The sequence below is a fragment of the Variovorax palleresanus genome, from assembly GCF_051144945.1.
GTDB classification, from domain to species: domain Bacteria; phylum Pseudomonadota; class Gammaproteobacteria; order Burkholderiales; family Burkholderiaceae_C; genus Variovorax; species Variovorax paradoxus_S.
Map to the genome: position 1 here is coordinate 3,451,195 of NZ_JBJNVP010000002.1, position 19,695 is coordinate 3,470,889.

A 19,695-nucleotide genomic window follows, 5' to 3' on the forward strand; every position below is an offset into this window, starting at 1 on the left:
CTTCTTCAGGCACGCGCAATGCGCGGATCGAGCAGCGTCTGCAGCACGTCGACCAGCAGGTTGAGCACGACGAAGAACAGCGCCAGCACGAGGATGGTCCCTTGCAGCAGCGGCAGGTCGCGCTGGAAGATGGCCGAGTTCAGCAGAAAGCCGGTGCCGGGCCATGAGAACACGGTCTCGATCAGGATCGAGCCGCCGAGCAGATAGCCCAGTTGCAGGCCCATCACAGCCAGCGCCGTGGGCGCCGCGTTCTTCACCATGTGGCGGAACACGCCGAAGTGCGTGAGCCCCTTGGCGCGCAAGCCCACGATGAACTCCTGGTCGAGGATGTCGGCCACCAGCGCGCGCACCGTGCGCGCGATGATGCCCATCGGAATCACCGACATCGTGAGCGCCGGCAGCACCAGGAACTGCAGGTGCGCCCAGTCCCAGGCCCAGTCGTCGGAACCGCTCGGGCCCGCGCCCGTGGCCGGCAGCCACATGAGCTGCGACGAGAACACGATCACCATCACCATGCCGAGCCAGTAGTGCGGCACGCTCACGCCCAGCACCGACAGCATCGAGGCGAAGCGGTCCACCCACGAGCCGCGGAAGTAGCCTGCCACGAACCCGAACAGGCAGCCCAGCACGAAGCCGATGAAGGTGGCCACCACCGCCAGCCGCAGCGTGTTGCCGACGGCCGTGAGCACCTCCGACGCCACGGCGCGGTTGCTGGCAATGGACACGCCCAGGTCGCCGTGCAGCGCGCGCCAGATCCACATCGCGAACTGCTCGGGCAGCGAACGGTTGAAGCCGTACAGCTCGCGCAGTTGCGCCTGCAGGTCGGCTGAAGCATCGGGCGGCAGGATCGACACCAGCGGATCGCCCGGCGCGATGTGCACGAGCAGGAAGCACACGAGCGCCACGCCGATCATGATCGGCACGGCGTAGACGATGCGGCGAATCAAATAGGAAAACATGAAGCTTTGTTATCAGGACGTGGCAAGCGCAGCGAAGCCCCTTCGGGGAACACCGCGGAACCGGCTTTGCCGGGCCGCTGGTGTTGCCCCCGGTGAGGGGGATGGCGCAGCGACACGAAGTGCGCGAAGCTTGGGGGAGAGCTCATTGCATCAATCCATCGCCATGGTGGCAATGTCGATGAACCAGCTCTTCGGCTGCACCACGTTCTTGACCTTGGCCGACATGGCGCGCGGACCCACGTCGTGCGCGATCCAGACGAAGGGCGCGTCGTCCACGATGTGGGTGTGCAGCTTGGCCAGCGCCGTGTCGCGCGCCTTGTCGTCGAAGCTGGTGCGCGCGTCGGCCACGAGCTTGTCGACCTCGGCGTTGCCGTAGTAGCCCCAGTTGTTCGACACCGGCGGGAAGGCCTTGGTGCTCACGAAGCGCACCATCGCAAAGAACGGGTCCATCGCCGCGAAGCTCACGTTGGTGGCGTTGGCGCCGTTGGCCGATGGGTCCTTCGCGCCCTTGCGCCAGTTGGTGAAGAGCGTGTTCCATTCGATCACGTCGAATTGCACGTCGAAGAAGCACTGCTTGAGCGACTCCTGCGCGAACTCGTTCATCGGCAGCGGCTGCATCTGGCCCGAGCCCGAGGCGGAGATCTGCACCTTCACCTTGATCGGCTTGGCGGCGGAATAGCCGGCCTGCGTCATGAGCGCCTGCGCGGCCTTCACGTCGTACTTGATGTCGAAACCCGGCTTGCCGAACCAGGGGTGGCCCGGCGGCACCGTGCCCTTGGGCTCGGCCATCATGCCGCCCAGCAGCTGCTTCATGCCGCCGCGGTCGATGCAGAGGTTGGCGGCCTGGCGCACGCGCTTGTCGAGCCACGGCGAACCTTCGGCGAACGAGAGCTGCCACGGCCACACGTGCGGCTGCGCATTCGAATAGATCTTGAAGCCGCGCTGCGTGATCTGGGCCATGGCGTCAGGCGCAGGCGCCTCGATCCAGTCGACCTGGCCGCCAAGCAGTGCGGCGGTGCGCGCATTGGCCTCGGGCATCGGGATCATCACGACCTTGTCGATCTTCGGCACGCGCCTGGCGTCCCAGTAGGTCTTGTTGGCCGCCAGCTCCAGCCGCTCGCGGGCGACGAAGCGCGTCACCTTGAACGGGCCCGAGCCGGCGGGGTCGGCCGCGAAGGCGGTCCATGCGGCCTTGGCCTTGTCGGCGGGCGTTGCGCCGGCCGCGGCGTCGAACTTCTTCTGCCACTGCGCAGGCGAGGCCATGAACAGGTTCGTCAAGTTGATCGGCAGGAAGGCATCGGGTTCGCTGGTGGTGAACTCGACCGTGAGGTCGTCGATCTTGCGCGCCGTGCGCAGCGTGGGCATGCGCGAGGCGGTCACGCCCACCTGGCTGGGGTCGAACTGCGGTGCGTCCTTGTCGAGCACCTTCTGCACGTTCCACACCACGGCATCGGCGCTGAAGGGCGAGCCGTCATGGAACTTGACGCCGGGGCGCAGCTTGAAGACCCACTTGGTCTTGTCCTTGGCATCCACGGCCCACGACGTGGCGAGGCCGGCGATCAGCACGCTGGGCGCATCGGCCTTGGACAGGTCCCATTGCGTGAGGGAATCGTAGATCGGAATGCCGGTGAAGCGGTTGCCCTCGAAGCCCTGGTCGGGCTGGCCGAGCGTGCGCGGAATGTCGGCGGCCGTCATGGCGATGCGCAGGGTTTTTTCCTGTGCCAGCGCCGTGGGCGCGACACCAGCGAGGGCGGCCAGCGCCAGGCAGGCGGCGAGGGGTTTCAGGGACAGGGCGGGGGCAGCACGCTTCACATGGAACTCCGGTGTGGGATGACAAAAAGGACGAAAAAACTCTCAAGCACGACATGTGCCAGCCGGGCCAGAAGCCCTGGCCGATTCAGGGCCATGACAGCGCGATCTCGCGCCTTGCGCAGCGCAGGTCCATCTCGACTTCCATGTCCACGATCGGCGGCCGCGCAAGGTGCCAGGTCAGGCCGGTGGTGAGCCCGCCGCGCTGCACGATCTCGTCGAACACCAGCGCGCCGATGTCATGCACCGTGTAGGCCTGCACCGCGGCAGCATCGTGCCAGCCGAAGCCCAGCGCGGCGAGGCGGCGCTCCATTTCGGTCATCACGTAGCCGAGCTTGGCGCGCAGGCCGTCGGGGCTGGTGTCGCCCAGGCGGACCATCACGTCGCGGTAGCTCGCGTGGCCGTCGGGCGCCTCGCCGCCGCCCGAGACCACGAAGCTCGGCGGGCCGGCATCTTCGTCGGCCGGCACGGTGTACGAGAAGGCCTGGAAGGCCGGCGTGGCCGGTGCGCCGACGCGTGGGCACACGTTGGTGCGCGCCACCGGATTGCGGCCGCCGCGCACCAGCTGCCAGCGTTCGAGCGTGCCGGCATAGAGGCGATTGAAGTCGTGAAAGCCGCGCTCCGAGAACGGTGCGGGCGAGCGAAGTTCGCAGGCGCACAGCGCGGTGGGCGGCCGGCCGATGGCGCTCAGGTGCGCCGCGATGGCGTCGAAGCCGTCGGCCAGCGGCACGGCCTGCTGGAAGCGCACCCGCTCGATGGCAAAGCCGGGCAGCGCGGCCACGCCGGCGGAGTACTGGAACACGCCGTTCGCGTAGCGGTAGCCGCCTTCGGGGAATGCAATGGTTTCGGTGGTCGGGGTGGTCATGCCGTCTTTCCTGTTCAGCGCCCAATGTAGGGAGTGCAGGGTCAGACAGGAAGTCTCATTTCTGCACGCGTGTGTTGCCGGAATCAGAACGCGGCGTGGCGTTGCCGCCGTATCGCCCCATGCTGGTGGCCAGCATTTCGAGCAGCGCGCGCACCGCCAGCGATTGGCGCTGCCCCGGCAGCGTGAGCAGGCTGGTCGCGGTGGCGGCAAAGTCGCGCTCCTGCAGCGGCACGGCGCACAGGTCGCCGTTGGACACCTCGTGCAGCGCGGCATAGCGCGGCAGGAAGGTGATGAGATCGCTGTTGCGCACCACGCCCTTGGCCATGTCGAGCGTGCTGGTCTCGATCACCAGATCGAGCGACACCTGCGTCTTCGACGCGATGCGGTCGACCAGGTGGCGGATCTGGAACGAGCGGTCGGGCAGCGCCACGCGGTGGCCCTCGAGCTCGCGGAACGACACGCTGCGCCGCCGCGCCAGCGCATGCGTGGGCGCGACGATGGCGCACAGCGGCTGCTCCAGCCTTGCGTGCTCGCGGAAGGCGTGGCGCTCGGGCAGGTTGAAGGCCAGTGCGATGTCGATGCGGCCTTCCTGCAGCGCTTCGAGCACCGCGCGCGAACCCACCACCGAGGCCTGCACCTTCACCTGCGGATGCCGCTTCTGGAAGCGCGCGAGGTTGTTTGCCAGGAAGTGGCCGACCATGCCCTCGATGCTGCCGACGCGCACGATGCCTGCGGGTTGGCCCGTCAGCTCCTGCAGCGCGCCGCGCAGCGCCTCGCTGTTCTGCAGCGCCTGGTCGGCATGTGCCAGCACCAGCTCGCCGGCCGGCGTGAGCGTGGTCCGGTTGGCGCGGCGGTCGAGCAGGGCGGTTTGAAGCTCGCCTTCGAGCTTGGCGATCTGGCGGCTGATGGCGCTTGGCGCCACGTCCAGCTGTTCCGCAGCGCGGCGCAGCGAACCGGCTTTGGCGGTCTCGCGAAAGTAGAGCATCGCTGTGGACAGCATCGCGGGGGTTTCCTCTTTGTCTTGCGGGTGGCCTGTGCCGGCCGAACCTTGGGCCGATCGGCCCCGGACGTCAAGCAACGGGCGTGCCTTGGGGACGGCGGCCGCGAGGGCGCCCGAGCGGGGCCGATGCGACAATCGCCTTCCCATGACAGATACCCTCACCATCACCCGCCCGGACGACTGGCACCTGCACGTGCGCGACGGCGCCGCCCTCGAAGCCGTGGTGCCGCACAGCGCGCGCCAGTTCGGCCGCGCGCTGATCATGCCCAACCTGCGGCCCCCGGTGACCACCGCGGCGCAGGCCATGGCCTACCGCGACCGCATTCGCGCCGCGGTGCCCGAAGGCACGGCCTTCGAGCCCGTGATGTCGCTCTACCTGACCGACAAGCTGCCGCCCGAAGAAATCGCCTTGGCCGCCGCTGCCGGTGTGCGCGCGCTCAAGCTCTACCCGGCCGGTGCCACCACCAACAGCGATGCCGGCGTGACCGACATCCGCCACACCTACAAGACGCTCGAAGCGATGCAGAAGCACGGCCTGCTGCTGCTGGTGCACGGCGAGGTGACCGACCCGGCCATCGACCTGTTCGACCGCGAAGCCGTCTTCATCGACCGCGTGATGATTCCGCTGCGCCGCGACTTCCCTGAGCTCAAGGTGGTGTTCGAACACCTCACCACGAAAGAGGGCGCTCACTACGTGCGCGACGCCAGCCGCTTCACGGCCGCCACCATCACCGCGCACCATCTGCTCTACAACCGCAACGCCATCTTCACCGGCGGCATCCGCCCGCACTACTACTGCCTGCCCGTGCTCAAGCGCGAGACGCACCGCGTGGCGCTGGTCGAGGCTGCTGCCAGCGGCAGCGACCGCTTCTTCCTGGGCACCGACAGCGCGCCGCACCCGGCCCACCTGAAGGAGCATGCGCTCGGCTGCGCCGGCTGCTACACCGCGCTGACCGCCATCGAGCTCTATGCCGAGGCTTTCGACAGCGTGGGCGCGCTCGACAAGCTCGAGGGCTTTGCCAGCTTCCACGGCGCAGACTTCTACGGCCTGCCGCGCAATACCGGCACCATCACGCTGAAGCGCGAAAGCTGGACCGTGCCCGAGACGGTGCCCTACGGCGACGCCACGCTCAAGCCGCTGCGCGGCGGCGAAACCATCGCCTGGAGACTTGCATGACACCCACGCTGCGTGTCATGCTTCTGATCGATGCCGACAACGTCTCGCCCGACGTGATCGAGCAGGCCGTGCAGCGGACCATGGCCGAGCATGGCGCCATACACGTGCGGCGTGCCTACTGCAATGCCGAAACCGCGCTCAAGCAGCAGACGCTCTTCAAGCGCCTGTCGGTGCGGCCGATGGTCAATCTCTCGGCCGGCAAGAACAGCACCGACATCGCGCTCGCGGTCGATGCCATCGACCTCGTGATTGCCGAGCGTCCCGACGTGGTGGTGCTGGTGTCCTCCGATTCCGACTTTGCGCCGCTCGTGATCCGACTGCGCGAAAAGGGCTGCCGCGTCTGCGGCCTCGGCCAGCAGGGCAAGACCGGCGAAGAGACCGTGGCGGTGTACGACGAGTTCACCGACCTGCGGCACCATGGCGCGCCGGTTGCGCCGGCCGCTGCGCCGGCCAAGAAGGCCGCGGCCAAGGTGGCCGCGAAGCGCGCACCTCCCGCCAAGACCGGCAAGAGCGCGACCACGCCAGCCCGCAAGACCGCGGCCAAGACAACACCGGCCCGAAAGACGGCCAAGGCCGCCAAGCCGGTGCAGCCGCCTTCCGAAGCGGCCGAGTTCATCCTGCAGGCGGCGCCCGCCCTGCGCAGCGGTGCCGACGTGCCGCTCAACGACGTCGCGCAGGCATTGCGCGCGGCCGGGCTGCTCGGCAAGCACGGCAGCTCGCTCAAGCTGTTCGACAAGCTCCCGGCGGAGTTTGCCGTGCTGCAGCACCCCGACCGCATCCGCTGGACCGGAGCCCCCGCGCCTTGAGCCTGGAGGCGATCGACTGGGCACAGCCCTGGCTCGCGCCTTATCGGGCCATTGGCGAAGCGGCGGCGCACACCGCGCTCTGCACCTCCGTTGCCGCGGCGCTGGCGCAGGGCGCCAAGCCGGCTTCCGCGCCCACCTTCGTGCCGCAACTGGACCTGCCCGCGGGCCGTGCCTACGAAGCCCACATCTTCCAGACCGGCACCGTGCCGACCCGCGACAACCTGCACGACTTCTTCAACGGGCTGGTCTGGCTGGCGTTTCCCGAAACCAAGCGCCGCCTCAATGAACTGCAAGCCGCGGAGATCGCCCGCAACGGTGTCACGTCCACGCGGGGTCCGGTGCGCGATGCGCTCACGCTCTTCGACGAGAACGGCGCGGTGCTCGATGCACCCGCTGCGTTGTGGAAAGCGCTGGCCGCGCGCGACTGGCAGAGCCTTTTCGTGACGCAGCGCGCGCTGTGGTCCGAGGTGCGCCTGATCGTGTTCGGCCATGCGCTGCTCGAAAAACTCGCCACCCCGCGAAAGGCGATCACCGCGCATGTGCTGCTGCTGCCGCCTTCACCGAACGGCGGCGGACCGCAGGCGCTTGATGACCGGGCGCTGGCGCGCAGCCTCGATGCGGAATACCTGGCGCAGAAACCTTTCGTCCCGCTGCCGGTGCTCGGCGTGCCGGGCTGGTGCGCGGACAACGCCGCGGCGGATTTCTACGACGATCCGAAGGTCTTCAGGCCCGGTCCGTAGAACTTTTGCTCCTATCATCGCTCTACCCGCCAGCCGCGGTGCGGCTCATCGAGAACCCAAACAACACAGGAAGAGCGTCATTTTCTGCACGGCTTGAAGAGGGCCATCCGGTCCTCATCTATGCGGCAGCATTCCCCACGGAGAATTCAACTTGAAACGTATCCTTCTGTTCGTTTTGACCAATGTGATGGTCGTTGCAGTGCTCGGCATCGTCGCCAGCCTGCTCGGCGTCAACCGCTTTCTGACGGCCAACGGGCTGAACCTCACGGCGCTGCTCGGCTTTGCGCTGATCATGGGCTTTGGCGGTGCGATCATTTCGCTCTTGATCAGCAAGCCCATGGCCAAGTGGACGACCAAGCTGCACATGATCGACAACCCCCAGACGCCCGACGAGGCCTGGATCGTCGGCACGGTGCGCAAGTTCGCCGACAAGGCCGGCATCGGCATGCCCGAGGTCGGCATCTTCGAGGGCGAGCCCAATGCCTTCGCCACCGGCGCGTTCAAGAACTCGTCGCTGGTGGCGGTGTCCACCGGCCTGCTGCAGGGCATGACGCGCGAAGAAGTCGAGGCCGTCATCGGGCACGAGGTGGCGCACATCGCCAACGGCGACATGGTCACCATGACGCTGATCCAGGGCGTGATGAACACTTTCGTCGTGTTCCTGTCGCGCGTGATCGGCTACGCGGTCGACAGCTTCCTGCGCCGCGGCGACGACCGTTCGTCGGGCCCCGGCATCGGCTACTACGTGAGCACCATCGTGCTGGACATCGTGCTGGGTTTTGCCGCCGCCATCGTGGTGGCGTGGTTCTCGCGCCAGCGTGAGTTCCGCGCCGACGCCGGCGCGGCCGCGCTCATGGGCCAGAAACAGCCGATGATGAACGCGCTGGCCCGCCTCGGCGGCCTGCCGGCCGGCGAGCTGCCCAAGGCGGTGGAAGCCATGGGCATCACGGGCAGCATCGGCAAGCTGTTTGCCACGCACCCGCCCATCGAAGAGCGCATTGCGGCGCTGCAGAACGCGCGCGGCTGATCGTTCCGCTCGGATAGCAAAAAGCCGCCACGGTTTGGCCCTGGCGGCTTTTTTTTTATGGGTGCCGCGGCGGCATCATCAGTACGAACTCAGTACGAACTCAGTACGAACGCAGCGAGATGCCCCAGCGCCCGGCCACGCGGGTGGCGATCCAGAGGTTGCGGTGCGTGCTGAGCACCATGCCCGCCCCGTCTTCGCGCGTGTAGGTGACGACGAAATGCACCTTGTCGGCGCTTGCCAGCACCGCTTCCTTCGACTGGTAGCGCGTGCACCGCCAGCCCGAGGCCCTGAGTTTCTCGAAGAAGTCGGCGGGATGGTTGCCGGGCGCCTGCCATTCGAGGCGGTCGGCACCCGAGAGCATCACATGCGGGAAGTGAAGCTCGCCGTCCATGCCCGCGGTGTCGCAGGCATTGAAGCGTTCCGTGAAACGGTCGAGGCAGGCGGAGGCTTCGCGGATTGCTTCCATCTCGGCCGCGCCTCCGGGCGCCGGTGGTGCGACGAAGTCTGCGAAGTCGGTCACGGGCGCCGAAGAAACAAGCGGGCCGGTCAGGCCGCCGGAGGAACCTGTGGCCGCTCGGCCCGTGCGCGTGCGAGCGTGCGCGCCACCTCGTCGGCGTCCATGCCGTACATCTCGGCAAATTCATGCTCGCTGCCGCGTCCGCTGGCCTCGAAGGCGCGCAACAGCGCCTCGCGCTTGGCGGCCTGACGGGCCAGTTCGGCCAGCGCTTCGTCGAGCACGGCATTGGTTTCTTCGTCGCGCGAGCGCACCAGCACCGCATAGGCTTCGCGGTCGAGGCCGGAGGCTTCCACGGCCCGGGCGATGCGCGCCACCAACTGCGGGCGCAGGTCTTCACCGGAACGCTGGGTGCGGCGGCGGTGGAGTTCAAGGATGGCGTGGTGCACATGCTCGGGCGCAACGGGTTCCACCACATTGCCATCGAGATCGTGGCGCGCAAGGCCCGCGGCCACCGCTTCGAGGTAGCGCGTGGAGCGTGCGTGCAGGCCCAGCGCGACCTTCAGGTCGTCCTTCTTGAAGTCGTCCGGGTGCTTTTCGAGCAGGTCCTGAAACACCCCGAGCTTGAGCGGCAGAAAGCGCGCGCCGAACATGTTCGGGTAGAGCTCGAACAGTTTCTCCAGCGCGGGATGCACCTTGCGCGAACGCGCCGGCTGTTGCGGCTGCTGGGCCGCCTGCTTCGGCTTCTGTTTTTGCTGTTGCTGCTGCTGCCGTGGCTGGCGCGGCGGGCGGGGCGACCGGGGCGGGCGTCCGTCGGCGGCCGGCTGCTGCGGGGCGGCGCCCTCGGCTTCCGTCGGCTGGACTTCCTGGATTTCTTCTTGAGGCGTGGCGGTGTCGGTCATCGGTCGGTTCTTGTCAGGTTGGCAGCGGCGGAAAAAATGGATTCCGCGCGCTCAGCGCGGGCGGAACATCTTGAAGAGATTGTCGGGGCTGATCTCGAAGTAGTCGGCGGGGCCGCCTCCGCGCAGGATGGGCTGCGCCGCGGCGGTGTCGTAGATGCCGTTCTTCAGCAGGTGCCGTGCAATGTGCACGCCCACCACTTCGCCAAGAATCAGCCAGGTGGGCACCGGCACGCCGTCGACACCTTCGAGCTGCAGCACCTGCGTGAGCCGGCATTCGAAGGACACCGGGCTCTCGGCCACGCGCGGCACCGCAATGTGGCGCGAGGCCGCGGGCGTGAGGCCCGCGAGCTCGAACTCGTTCACCTCGGGCGGCACGGCCGCGCACGACTGGTTCATCTGCTCGGCCAGCGGCCGGGTGGCCAGGTTCCAGCCAAACTCGCGCGTCTGGCGGATGTTGTGCAGGCTGTCCTTGGCGCCGATGCTCGCAAAGCCGACGATCGGCGGCGTGTAGTTGAAGGCGTTGAAAAAGCTGTAGGGCGCGAGGTTGAGCGCGCCGTTCTCGTCCTGCGAAGAGATCCATCCGATCGGCCGCGGACCGACCATCGCGTTGAACGGATCGTGCGGCAGGCCATGGCCCTTGGCGGGTTCGTAGAAGTGGAAATCGTCGTTCGACATGGCTGCGGTTCCTCAGGCCCCCGCGACGCTGCGCGCCACGGCTTCGGCCACCTTGATGCCGTCCACGCCGGCCGACAGGATGCCGCCCGCGTAGCTCGCGCCTTCGCCGGCCGGATACAGCCCGCGCACGTTGAGGCTCTGGAAATCGTCGCCGCGCGTGATGCGGATCGGCGACGAGGTGCGCGTTTCCACGCCGGTGAGCACCGCGTCGTGCAGATCGAAGCCCTTGATCTTGCGGCCGAAGGCGGGAAAGGCTTCGCGCATCGCCTCGATGGCATAGGCGGGCAGCGCCTGGTGCAGGTCGGTGGGCGTGACGCCGGGCTTGTACGAAGGCTGCACGCTGCCGAGCGCGGTCGAGGGCCTGCCCGCGATGAAGTCGCCCACGAGCTGACCCGGCGCGCGGTAGTCGCCGCCGCCGAGCACGAAGGCGTTCGATTCGAGATCGCGCTGCAGTGCGATGCCGGCCAGCGCGTCGCCGGCGGTCTCGGCCGTCCAGCCGGGAAAGTCGCGCGGATCGATGCCCACCACGATGCCCGCGTTGGCGTTGCGCTCGTTGCGCGAGTACTGGCTCATGCCGTTGGTGACCACGCGGCCCGGCTCGCTGGTGGCCGCGACCACGGTGCCGCCGGGACACATGCAGAAGCTGTAGACCGAGCGGCCGTTGCTGGCGTGGTGCACCAGCTTGTAGTCGGCCGCGCCGAGCAGCGGGTGGCCCGCGTGGCGGCCCCAGCGTGCGCGGTCGATCAGGCCCTGCGGATGCTCGACGCGAAAGCCGATGGAGAAGGGCTTGGCCTCGATGTGCACGCCGCGCTCGTGCAGCATGGCAAAGGTGTCGCGGGAACTATGGCCGAGCGCCATCACCACGTGGTCGGCGCGCAGTTCGCTCGTCTGGCCGGTGGTCTGGTCGAGCACGGTGAGGCCGCGAAGCTGGCCGTTTTCGATCTGCACGTCGGTCACGCGCTGTTCGAAGCGGATCTCGCCGCCCAGCGACACGATCTGCTCGCGGATGTTCTCCACCACCTTCACCAGCTTGAAGGTGCCGATGTGCGGATGCGCGACGTAAAGAATCTCGGGCGGCGCGCCGGCCTTCACGAACTCCTCCATCACCTTGCGGCCGAGGAAGCGCGGGTCCTTGATCTGGCTGTAGAGCTTGCCGTCGGAAAAGGTGCCGGCGCCGCCTTCGCCGAACTGCACGTTGGATTCGGGGTTGAGCACGCTCTTGCGCCACAGGCCCCAGGTGTCGCGGGTGCGCTGGCGCACGGTCTTGCCTCGCTCCAGCACGATGGGCTTGAAGCCCATCTTCGCGAGCATCAGCGCCGCGAAGATGCCGCAGGGGCCGAAGCCGATCACCACGGGCCGGGGCGCGCCTTCGGGCGCCTGCGCCGGCGGCGTGTAGCGCATGTCGGGCGCGGGCTGGATGTGCGGATGGCCGGCATGCCGGGCGAGCAGCGCGGCCTCGAGCTTCGCATCGGCGAGCTGCACGTCGACGATGTACACCTGCAGCAGCTGCGGCTTGCGCGCATCGAAGCTGCGCTTGAACACCTTGAACTCGCGCACGCCGGAAACCGGCGTGTCGAGGGCGGTGGCAATGGCTTGGGGGAGGGCCGCGTCGTCGTGGTCGAGCGGCAGTTTGATTTCGGAAATTCGCAGCATGTCGGTGGGGCTTGTATTTATCAAGCAACCTGCGATTTTACGTGTCATTCGTGGAACACCGAGGAACCGGCTTTGCCGGGCCTCTGGTGTTGCCCCCGGTAGGGGGTTGGCGTAGCGACACGAAGTGCGCGAAGACTGGGGGCGAGCCAGATTACGGTAGGAAGCCTTCGACCGAGAGGTAGCGCTCGCCCGTGTCGTAGTTGAAGCCCAGCACCACTGCGTCGGGCGGCAGCGTGGGCAGCTTCTGCGCAATGGCCGTGAGCGTGGCGCCGGAGGAGATGCCGACCAGCATGCCTTCCTCGACCGCGCAGCGGCGGGCCATTTCGCGCGCCGGTTCGGCGTCGACCTGCAGCACGCCGTCCAGCAGCGAGGTGTCGAGGTTCTTCGGGATGAAGCCCGCGCCAATGCCCTGGATCGGATGCGGCGAGGGCGCGCCGCCCGAGATCACCGGCGAGGCCACCGGCTCCACCGCAAACACCTGCAGCTTCGGCCACTTCTTCTTGAGCACCTTGGCCACGCCGGTGATGTGGCCGCCGGTGCCCACGCCCGTGATCAGCACGTCGATGCCGTCCGGAAAATCGGCGGCGATTTCCTCGGCCGTGGTGCGCATGTGCACGTCGACGTTGGCCGGGTTGTTGAACTGCTGCGGCATCCACGCGCCCGGCGTGCCGGCCACGATTTCTTCGGCGCGGGCAATGGAGGCCTTCATCCCGCCGGCGCGCGGCGTCAGGTCGAAGGTGGCGCCATACGCGAGCATGAGGCGGCGGCGCTCCATCGACATGCTGTCGGGCATCACCAGGATCAGCTTGTAGCCCTTGACCGCCGCAACCATCGCCAGGCCGATGCCCGTGTTGCCCGAGGTGGGCTCGACGATGGTGCCGCCGGGCTTCAGCGCGCCCGATCTTTCGGCGTCTTCGACCATCGACAGCGCGATGCGGTCCTTGATGGAGCCGCCCGGATTGGCGCGCTCGGACTTGATCCACACCTGCTGCTTCGCATTGCCGAACAGGCGGTTGATGCGGATGTGCGGCGTGTTGCCGATGGTCTGGAGGATGTTCTGGGCTTTCACTGGATCTCCTTGGGCTTTGTTGGGGCAGGGCAGGTCGGTCGAGGTGCCATTGTGGAACGGGCCGCCAGCGGATGCGAGGGGATCAGGCGATAATTGCGCCCGTGAAGCACGCCAGACCGCCGCTGGTGCAAGCCCGAAAGGGGCGACGCCGCAAGGCGCCGCGTCGAAAGACCGCACTGGAGGAACGTCCGGACTGCACAGGACAGCGCAGGAGTTAACGACTCTCCACCGTGAGGTGAGGATCAGAGCAACAGAGACGAGCCGATTCAGTTCGGGTGAAACGGGCAATCTCTGCGCGCAGCAACACCAAGTAGGCCAGTATCGAGGTGGTTCCGCTGAGCTGGCGGGTAGGTGGCATCGAGCCGTTTGGCGACAAACGGCCCAGAGTAATGGCGGTCACGTTGGGGGCAACCTCAACGCACAGAATCCGGCTTATCGGCGGGCTTCACACTTTTCTTCCCCGGTCCGACGATCGGCGCTCGCGGGCGTAGCCGCGGGCGCCTCTGTGTCGTTCCCGATTCGAAGGGTGCTTGACTCAGCGCGCCTCGACCTGCAGCACAGTCTCAGCCCCGCAGCGCTTCTTCAGATCCGTGCCAATCTGCCTTGTCAGATCGGTCAATGCCCGATCGAATGCAGTCTGGATTTCTCCCTCGGAGTTGGACCAATTCATCGAGTCGTCGAAGCCACGGTAGGTCCGGGTTGCTGCGGCTGCGTCATCCATCGCGAACTGCACGCGCACGACGAGATTGGCCGACTTCAACGTGGCCAGACCTTGAAGATAGGCCTTCAGCACTGAAACCCGGATCGCAGGTGCGGTCGGATCGCGCGTGTAGCCGGGAATCGACGTGATGCCGCCGATGAACCATTCGTTGAAATCTTCACCGTCGATGTGCGTGCGGCCCAACTGGCCCAGGCTACGAACATCGCGCTGATCGTCGATTGCGCTAAAGGTGAACGGGCAAGCCGAAGCTGCGTCGCCCGGCTGCGCAGTGCCTGCACGGCGTTGTACGCCTGCGACCTTGTCCGACGCACAGCCCACCAGAAACAGCAGCGCCAACAGGGCGCAGCCAGCGGCCTTGCCCCAGGGCGCGCATCTCACTTGGCAACCGTTTCCATGGCGGGCTGTGCAGCAGAAACCGCCGCAGGCGCCGCGGTGTTGGAAGCGGGCGTTGTCGGCAGCACAGGCGTCGCAGCGGCCATGATCGGCACGGCATCGAGATTGAGCGAACCGTCGGGATAGCGAAGCAGTCTGCCGCCGTTGCTTTGTGATACCAAGTTGGCCTTCAGGCCGTTGCCGGCATCAGCCTTGGCCGTCGTGGCTTCATAAGCGGGGTACTTGCGCTGGAGGTCGGCGGCCAGCAGTGCGCCCGCCTGTGTGATGCCATCCTGCAGGGCCGTTTTCAGCATGCGCGCGTTGTCGGCTTTCCAGGCTTCGATATTCTTCGTTGCGTCCGCGCTGGCCGCCGGGTGCTTGGCCCGGTACACGATGCTGCTGCGATACACCGCATTTTTCGGCGCAAGCACCGGCTCCGAGGGTGTCGTTGACAGCGTCGCCGGCTGTTTGGCCGCCGTGCGCGCGCTGGTTCCACGCGGATAGAGCAGGCTGCGGGCGGACACTTCGAGTGTCGAGAAATCGACGGACATGTGATAGTCGACATTGACGAACATGACGGCATTCGATGTCGCTGCCGTGAACGTCTTTTCGTACGCTTGGGTGTTGACCACCTTCGTCACCGCCACGTTCGCGACCTGCATGCCTGACACCGACTGCAGTGCTTGTGCCAGCGACTCGTTCATGAGCTGGTCGAATTTCATGTCGACCATTTCGTCCTTCAGTGGACGAACACTTTCTTCCGCCGCCTTTGCTCGCGTTGCGTTGACGCTCGCATCTACGGCACCCATTGCACCACCGCATGCCGCGGCCAGAAGAATGCCCAGACCCGGAACGGCCGCGCAGGCGGCGGCGCCCGATGCCGCTGCGTTCGATCGAACGAAAGCGGCGTACAGCTCGGACTGCGAAATGCCGACCTTCACCTCGACGGGTTGCATGGCGGCCAATACCTCGGGCTGGACTGGCTGTGTTGCCGGCAAATGCGTACAGCCGGTGAATACGAGCGACACCAATACCGGGATCGCGGCGCAGCGAATAGCAAACATGGATTCCTCCCCAAACGATTGAATCGAATGCATCGCCGCGCACCTTTTTTTGCGGATATTGGCGGCGATGAACCTCGGCCAGGGCTCTCGTCCTGTGGCCGGTGGGAATCGTACGTGTCGTTACTTTGTGTGCGCTGGTCCGATCGTCCAAACTGTGCGGAAAGGCACTTTTCTTCGATTTTTCCGAGTCAACGCGTGAACAGCCAGCCGCCCTTGGGCTGGCGCGTCAGTTCATGGCGCCTGACGGAGCGCTCTTCACCGTCGTCGCCCACGTACACCACGTCGAAGCGCAGCAGCTTCGGCGACACCATCTTCCAGTTCTGGATGCGCTTGACGGTCACGCAGGCCGTCTTGTCGTGGTACTGCATTTCGGCCATGGGGCCGCCCTGGAAGCTGCCGCTGTCGAACAGCCGGCCCGGCGCCGCGAAGGGGTTGAGCACGGCGCCGTTGCGCGCGGTGATGCAGCCTTCGGTCCGCACGAACGACTCGATGGTGGGCGCCGCGCTGCGCACGATCCTGGCCACGGCCGGCGTGGGCGGGTTGGTGGCGATCTCCTCGCGAATGCGTTCCACCTGCCCCTCGGTGATGGGCGCGAGCCCGCTGGGCGACACCACGGGCGGCGGCGGCGCCGCGGGCGGTGGCTGCATGGATGCAGGCAGCAGCGGTGCCAGGTAACTGCAACCCGCCAGCGCCAGCGCCAGGGTAGCGGTGCACGCGAGTGCGGCTGCGGTCCTGGGTCCTCGGAACTTCATGGCTCTTGCCTCCTTTTCGTCAATAGCCTCTTTGTTGTTCTCTCGTCAGAAGCGTTCGTGCGGCGAAAGATATCGCCACTGCCCGGGCTCCAGCCCGGCCAGCGGCACGCGGCCGATGCGGATGCGCCGCATCGCAAGGATGCGCAGGCCCGCTTCGTCGCACAGGTGCGCGATCTGCCCGGGCCGCGCGCCCTTGAGCGCAAATCGCAGGCCGGTCTGGTCGTCGGTCTGGCGGCCGATGCTCACGCGCGCGGGCGAGCGCTCGAAGCGCACCAGCTGCTCGGGGCTGACCGTTCCCGCCACGTCGACCATGACCTCGTGTTCGATAACGCCCGCGTCCTCATGCAGCTTGCGCTCGATGCGCCAATCCTGCGTGTAGACGACGAGCCCGCTGGCGCCTGTTTCGAGCGGCGTCATGCAGTTCTGTCCCTTGGCGTGCGCCGGCAGAAAGCGCATGCCCGCGCGTTCGGGCTCGTGGTGGTTGGCGGCCACCAGCAGCCGGTGCGCGGTGTCGGTCGCCATGCCGGCCGGCTTGTGCAGCAGCAGCGTGACGGGCACCACGGGCTCGGGCTTGGCGCCGGGTTCGATTTCGACCTTCTGATGGTCTTGCACGCGCGATTGCGGCAGCAGTGCCGGCACGCCATCGACGCGCACCGCGCCGTTCTCGATGAGCAGTTCGGCCTCGCGGCGCGAGCAGCCTGCGAGCGCGGCCACGCGTTTGGCAAGGCGAATGCCTTCTTCGCCGGGGCCGGTCATGGGGCGGATGCCAGTTGCCGGATGCGCGCCACGTGCGCTGCCAGCGAGCGGGCAGCCACCGGCCACATGCGCTGGGGCACGTCGTCGTAGGCAAGGGGCAGCCAGTCTTCCGGCGTGCCTTGGGGGAGTTTCTTCATGGCGGATGCAATCTTGGCTTCGCGCTTCAGGCGATGCGCTTTCAGCTGGGCGATGGCGGCGCGCGCGCTGCCGATCACGTAGCCGTGCGCGGGAAGGATGAAATCGATGCCGCCCGCTTCGCAGGCCGCGTCGAGCTTGTCGAGCGAATCGAGATACGCGTTCATGTCGCCGTCGGGCGGATCGATCACCGTGGTGCTGCCGTTCAGGATGTGGTCGCCGGAGAACAGCAGCCCATCTTCCTCCAGCACCAGGCACAGGTGGTTGGCCGCGTGGCCCGGCGTATGGATGGCGCGCAGCGTATGGGTGATGCCCCTGCCTTCGGCCGTGGTGCCCGAGAGCACCAGGCGCTCGCCGCCCTGCAGTTCGCGTTCGGCGGCAAAGCGTGCCGACGAGCGCGCCGTGGGCGCCGAGGACAGTCCGAGGATCGGCGGCTTCGTCTCCTTGCACAGCGCCTGCAGCGGCGCCGCGCCGGGCGAATGATCGGCATGCGAGTGGGTGCACGCGATCATGCGGATGTCGCCTTGCGTAGCGCGCCAGAGCCGGCCGATATGCTCGGCGTCGTTCGGTCCCGGGTCGATCACGAGGTAGCCCGTGGCCGCGTCGCCCACGATGTAGCTGTTGGTGCCCGGACCGGTCATGGCACCGGGGTTGGGCGCCGTGAGGCGCTGCACGTTGCCGAGCAGCGGCACCGGGCGCTCGCTTTGCCAGTCGAGCGCGTGCAGCATCTGGCCGTCGGGGCAGACCAGCGCGAGCTCGCCATAAGGCGACTCGGTTTCCATGTAGCGCGCTTCCTGCCCGCGCAGCAGCCCGGCGCGCGGGCAGCTGGTCCACAGCGGGTTCTCGGCGCCATCCTTGGGCGCGCAGGCCTGCAGCACCGCATCGACACTGGCATAGGCCGCCAGCCGCTGCAGCGTGCGAACGGTCGGAAAGATCATGAAGAAACTGCCGGCGTCGTGGCGCGCCAGCGCATCGGCCGGCCGCACCCAGCAGGGCTCGAACTGCTCGCTCTCGTCGGCCGTGGGCGCCTGGCCCTCGGGCATGCGCGCCACCAGAAAAGGCACGTCGAATCGCCTGGGCAGATCGCGGTCGGTGATCCAGTGCGCGAGGCTGAACACCTGGTCGGCCGCGAGCACCAACTGGCGCTCTTCGCATTGCAGGGCGAACGAGATGGGCGACGTGGTGCTGCGGTCCATCGATGCGATGTCTTCCATCCGCACGGGCCTGCCATCGGCATGGCGCGCGAGCAGCACGCCAAGCTCCTCGAAGCCTTCGCGAATGGCCGTGATGGCCTGCGTCAGCTGGATGCCGCTTTGGGTGGGGCGGTGGGCGGCGATGCGCTTGGCGGCCTCGTCGGCTTCATCGATGTGGCCGCCGGGAAATACATAGGCGCCTGGCGCGAAGCTTGCAGTGTCGGAACGGCGCGTCATCAGCACTTCGATGCCGGCCTCGGAATCGCGCAGCAGCAGCACGGTGGCTGCCGCGCGCACGGGCGCGGGCTCGCGTGCGGGGTGTAGTTGTTGGGTGGGGCGGACCATGCGGCGATTATGGAGAGGTCATGCGGCGCGTCTGCGCTGCGCATAAGCTCATTCCCGATCGGGCATGAGCCGCGCGCCACAATCCCGGGCTGCAACGCCCGCATCGAGGAAAGACAGTCATGACCCATTCTCCCTTTTCGCATTCCTTCAAGCACAACCTGCTCGCGGCCGGCGCCGCCCTGTGCGCAGCCTTGTCGTCCAGCGCCTTTGCGCAGGCCGACTGGCCGCAGCAGCCGGTCACGCTGATCATGGGTTTTCCGGCCGGCTCGGGCGTCGACGTGGTGGCCCGCGCCATCCAGGAGCCCTTGTCCAGGCAGCTCGGAAAGCCGGTCATCATCGACTACAAGTCGGGCGCGGCCGGCAACATTGCCAGCGAGTACGTGGCGCATGCCAAGCCCGACGGCTACACGCTCTCGTTTGGTACCGCCGCCACGCACGGCAGCAACGCCGCGCTCTACAAGAAGCTGCCGTTCGACGTGGAGGCCGACTTCGTGCCGGTGGCGCCGGTGCTCGACGTTTCGAACGTGCTCACCATCAACCCGGACGTGATCAACGCGCGGACATTGAAGGAGTTCGTCGATCTCGTCAAGGCCAACCCCGGCAAGTACAACTATGCGTCTACAGGCAACGGCGCGGGTACGCACATGGCCTTTGCCGAATTCAATTCGCGCCTCGGCCTGAGCATGGTGCACGTGCCCTACAAGGGCGGCCCCGAGGCCATCACGTCGGTGGTGCGCGGCGAGACCTGCTGCATCATGAACCAGGTGCAGACGGTGCTGCCGCACTACAAGGCCGGCAAGGTGCGCCTCCTGGGCGTGACCACCGCCAACCCGGTGGCCGCCGTGAAAGAGGTGCCCACCATTGCCTCGAGCGGCCTCGCAGGCACCAAGGGTTTCGACAGCTCGATCTGGTTCGGCATCTTCGCCCCCAAGGGCACCGATGCGCACATCGTCGACAAGCTCAACGCCGCCGTGAAGACGGTGCTCGAGCAGCCCGAGATCCGCGAGCGCTTCGAAAGCCAGGGCAACACCGTGCGCATCGAGTCGCCCGCGCAGTTCAAGAAGACCGTGCACGACAACCGCGTGAAGTGGGCCGAAGTGGCGAAGACCGCGAACATCAGCATCGACTGAGGGCGGGAAGTCCCATCCCCGCCGCCTCTGCCGCATCGCATGCACGGGAGAGCTGCTTACAAACAACAAAGCCGTTGACAGAAAGGTCTTG

The 19,695-nt window shown here is 67.1% G+C and carries 19 protein-coding genes and 1 other RNA gene; 6 read left to right on the forward strand and 14 right to left on the reverse strand.

The window, feature by feature from the left end:
• Positions 1–5: 5 nt before the first annotated feature.
• From ACJ7Z0_RS20005 to ACJ7Z0_RS20020, 4 genes are all read right to left on the reverse strand, one after another.
• Positions 6–959 (reverse strand): ABC transporter permease, encoded by a 954-nt coding sequence (locus tag ACJ7Z0_RS20005; RefSeq protein WP_434791232.1) that lies wholly within the window; start codon positions 957–959, stop codon positions 6–8.
• A 150-nt stretch (positions 960–1,109) separates the two neighbouring features.
• Positions 1,110–2,771 carry an ABC transporter substrate-binding protein gene (locus ACJ7Z0_RS20010; RefSeq protein WP_434791233.1) on the reverse strand — a complete coding sequence of 554 codons (1,662 nt, stop codon included), beginning with the start codon at positions 2,769–2,771 and terminating at the stop codon, positions 1,110–1,112.
• Between the two features lie 85 nt (positions 2,772–2,856).
• Entirely contained in the window at positions 2,857–3,633 is a 777-nt protein-coding gene (cnbZ, locus tag ACJ7Z0_RS20015; protein WP_434791234.1) for a 2-amino-5-chloromuconate deaminase CnbZ, read from the reverse strand.
• A gap of 55 nt (positions 3,634–3,688) precedes the next feature.
• Entirely contained in the window at positions 3,689–4,633 is a 945-nt protein-coding gene (locus ACJ7Z0_RS20020) for a LysR family transcriptional regulator (RefSeq protein WP_434791235.1), read from the reverse strand.
• Between the two features lie 145 nt (positions 4,634–4,778).
• Between ACJ7Z0_RS20020 and pyrC the strand changes: the two genes are divergently transcribed.
• From pyrC to htpX, 4 genes are all read left to right on the forward strand, one after another.
• Positions 4,779–5,810 (forward strand): dihydroorotase, encoded by a 1,032-nt coding sequence (pyrC, locus tag ACJ7Z0_RS20025; RefSeq protein ID WP_434791236.1) that lies wholly within the window; start codon positions 4,779–4,781, stop codon positions 5,808–5,810.
• Complete coding sequence (locus ACJ7Z0_RS20030; protein ID WP_434791237.1) at positions 5,807–6,616, forward strand: NYN domain-containing protein; 810 nt, start codon at positions 5,807–5,809, stop codon at positions 6,614–6,616. Before pyrC ends, ACJ7Z0_RS20030 begins: the two co-directional genes overlap by 4 nt.
• Positions 6,613–7,356: a DUF3025 domain-containing protein gene (locus ACJ7Z0_RS20035; protein ID WP_434791238.1), complete on the forward strand. Its 744-nt coding sequence runs from the start codon at positions 6,613–6,615 to the stop codon at positions 7,354–7,356. The genes ACJ7Z0_RS20030 and ACJ7Z0_RS20035 overlap by 4 nt, the downstream gene beginning before the upstream one ends.
• A gap of 151 nt (positions 7,357–7,507) precedes the next feature.
• Positions 7,508–8,383: a protease HtpX gene (htpX, locus tag ACJ7Z0_RS20040; RefSeq protein ID WP_431124887.1), complete on the forward strand. Its 876-nt coding sequence runs from the start codon at positions 7,508–7,510 to the stop codon at positions 8,381–8,383.
• Positions 8,384–8,483: 100 nt separating this feature from the next.
• Here the strand turns inward: htpX and ACJ7Z0_RS20045 are convergent, their stop codons facing one another.
• The 5 genes from ACJ7Z0_RS20045 to cysK form a co-directional block, all read right to left on the reverse strand.
• Positions 8,484–8,903: a hypothetical protein gene (locus tag ACJ7Z0_RS20045; protein ID WP_434791239.1), complete on the reverse strand. Its 420-nt coding sequence runs from the start codon at positions 8,901–8,903 to the stop codon at positions 8,484–8,486.
• A gap of 26 nt (positions 8,904–8,929) precedes the next feature.
• Complete coding sequence (locus ACJ7Z0_RS20050) at positions 8,930–9,739, reverse strand: ProQ/FINO family protein (protein ID WP_434791240.1); 810 nt, start codon at positions 9,737–9,739, stop codon at positions 8,930–8,932.
• A 51-nt stretch (positions 9,740–9,790) separates the two neighbouring features.
• Complete coding sequence (locus ACJ7Z0_RS20055) at positions 9,791–10,414, reverse strand: flavin reductase family protein (RefSeq protein ID WP_434791241.1); 624 nt, start codon at positions 10,412–10,414, stop codon at positions 9,791–9,793.
• Positions 10,415–10,426: 12 nt separating this feature from the next.
• Positions 10,427–12,067: an NAD(P)/FAD-dependent oxidoreductase gene (locus tag ACJ7Z0_RS20060; RefSeq protein ID WP_434791242.1), complete on the reverse strand. Its 1,641-nt coding sequence runs from the start codon at positions 12,065–12,067 to the stop codon at positions 10,427–10,429.
• Between the two features lie 151 nt (positions 12,068–12,218).
• Entirely contained in the window at positions 12,219–13,136 is a 918-nt protein-coding gene (gene cysK, locus ACJ7Z0_RS20065; protein ID WP_434791243.1) for a cysteine synthase A, read from the reverse strand.
• A 103-nt stretch (positions 13,137–13,239) separates the two neighbouring features.
• On the opposite strand from cysK, the gene rnpB reads away from it, so the two are divergent.
• An RNA gene (gene rnpB / locus ACJ7Z0_RS20070) (RNase P RNA component class A) lies at positions 13,240–13,587 on the forward strand.
• A gap of 84 nt (positions 13,588–13,671) precedes the next feature.
• On the opposite strand, the gene ACJ7Z0_RS20075 is transcribed toward rnpB, so the two are convergent.
• The 5 genes from ACJ7Z0_RS20075 to ACJ7Z0_RS20095 form a co-directional block, all read right to left on the reverse strand.
• On the reverse strand, positions 13,672–14,193 hold the full coding sequence (locus tag ACJ7Z0_RS20075) for a hypothetical protein (RefSeq protein WP_434791244.1): 522 nt from the start codon (positions 14,191–14,193) through the stop codon (positions 13,672–13,674).
• Positions 14,194–14,231: 38 nt separating this feature from the next.
• The gene (locus tag ACJ7Z0_RS20080; RefSeq protein WP_434791245.1) at positions 14,232–15,326 is read right to left on the reverse strand and encodes a hypothetical protein; all 1,095 of its coding nucleotides are present in this window, start codon (positions 15,324–15,326) and stop codon (positions 14,232–14,234) included.
• Between the two features lie 155 nt (positions 15,327–15,481).
• Positions 15,482–16,045, reverse strand: coding sequence for a hypothetical protein (locus ACJ7Z0_RS20085; RefSeq protein WP_434791246.1), 564 nt, complete (start codon positions 16,043–16,045; stop codon positions 15,482–15,484).
• A 45-nt stretch (positions 16,046–16,090) separates the two neighbouring features.
• Entirely contained in the window at positions 16,091–16,801 is a 711-nt protein-coding gene (locus ACJ7Z0_RS20090) for an RNA pseudouridine synthase (protein ID WP_434791247.1), read from the reverse strand.
• Positions 16,798–18,474 carry an MBL fold metallo-hydrolase gene (locus ACJ7Z0_RS20095; protein WP_434791248.1) on the reverse strand — a complete coding sequence of 559 codons (1,677 nt, stop codon included), beginning with the start codon at positions 18,472–18,474 and terminating at the stop codon, positions 16,798–16,800. Before ACJ7Z0_RS20095 ends, ACJ7Z0_RS20090 begins: the two co-directional genes overlap by 4 nt.
• Positions 18,475–18,593: 119 nt before the next feature.
• On the opposite strand from ACJ7Z0_RS20095, the gene ACJ7Z0_RS20100 reads away from it, so the two are divergent.
• Positions 18,594–19,604 (forward strand): Bug family tripartite tricarboxylate transporter substrate binding protein, encoded by a 1,011-nt coding sequence (locus ACJ7Z0_RS20100; protein ID WP_434791249.1) that lies wholly within the window; start codon positions 18,594–18,596, stop codon positions 19,602–19,604.
• Positions 19,605–19,695 lie beyond the last annotated feature (91 nt).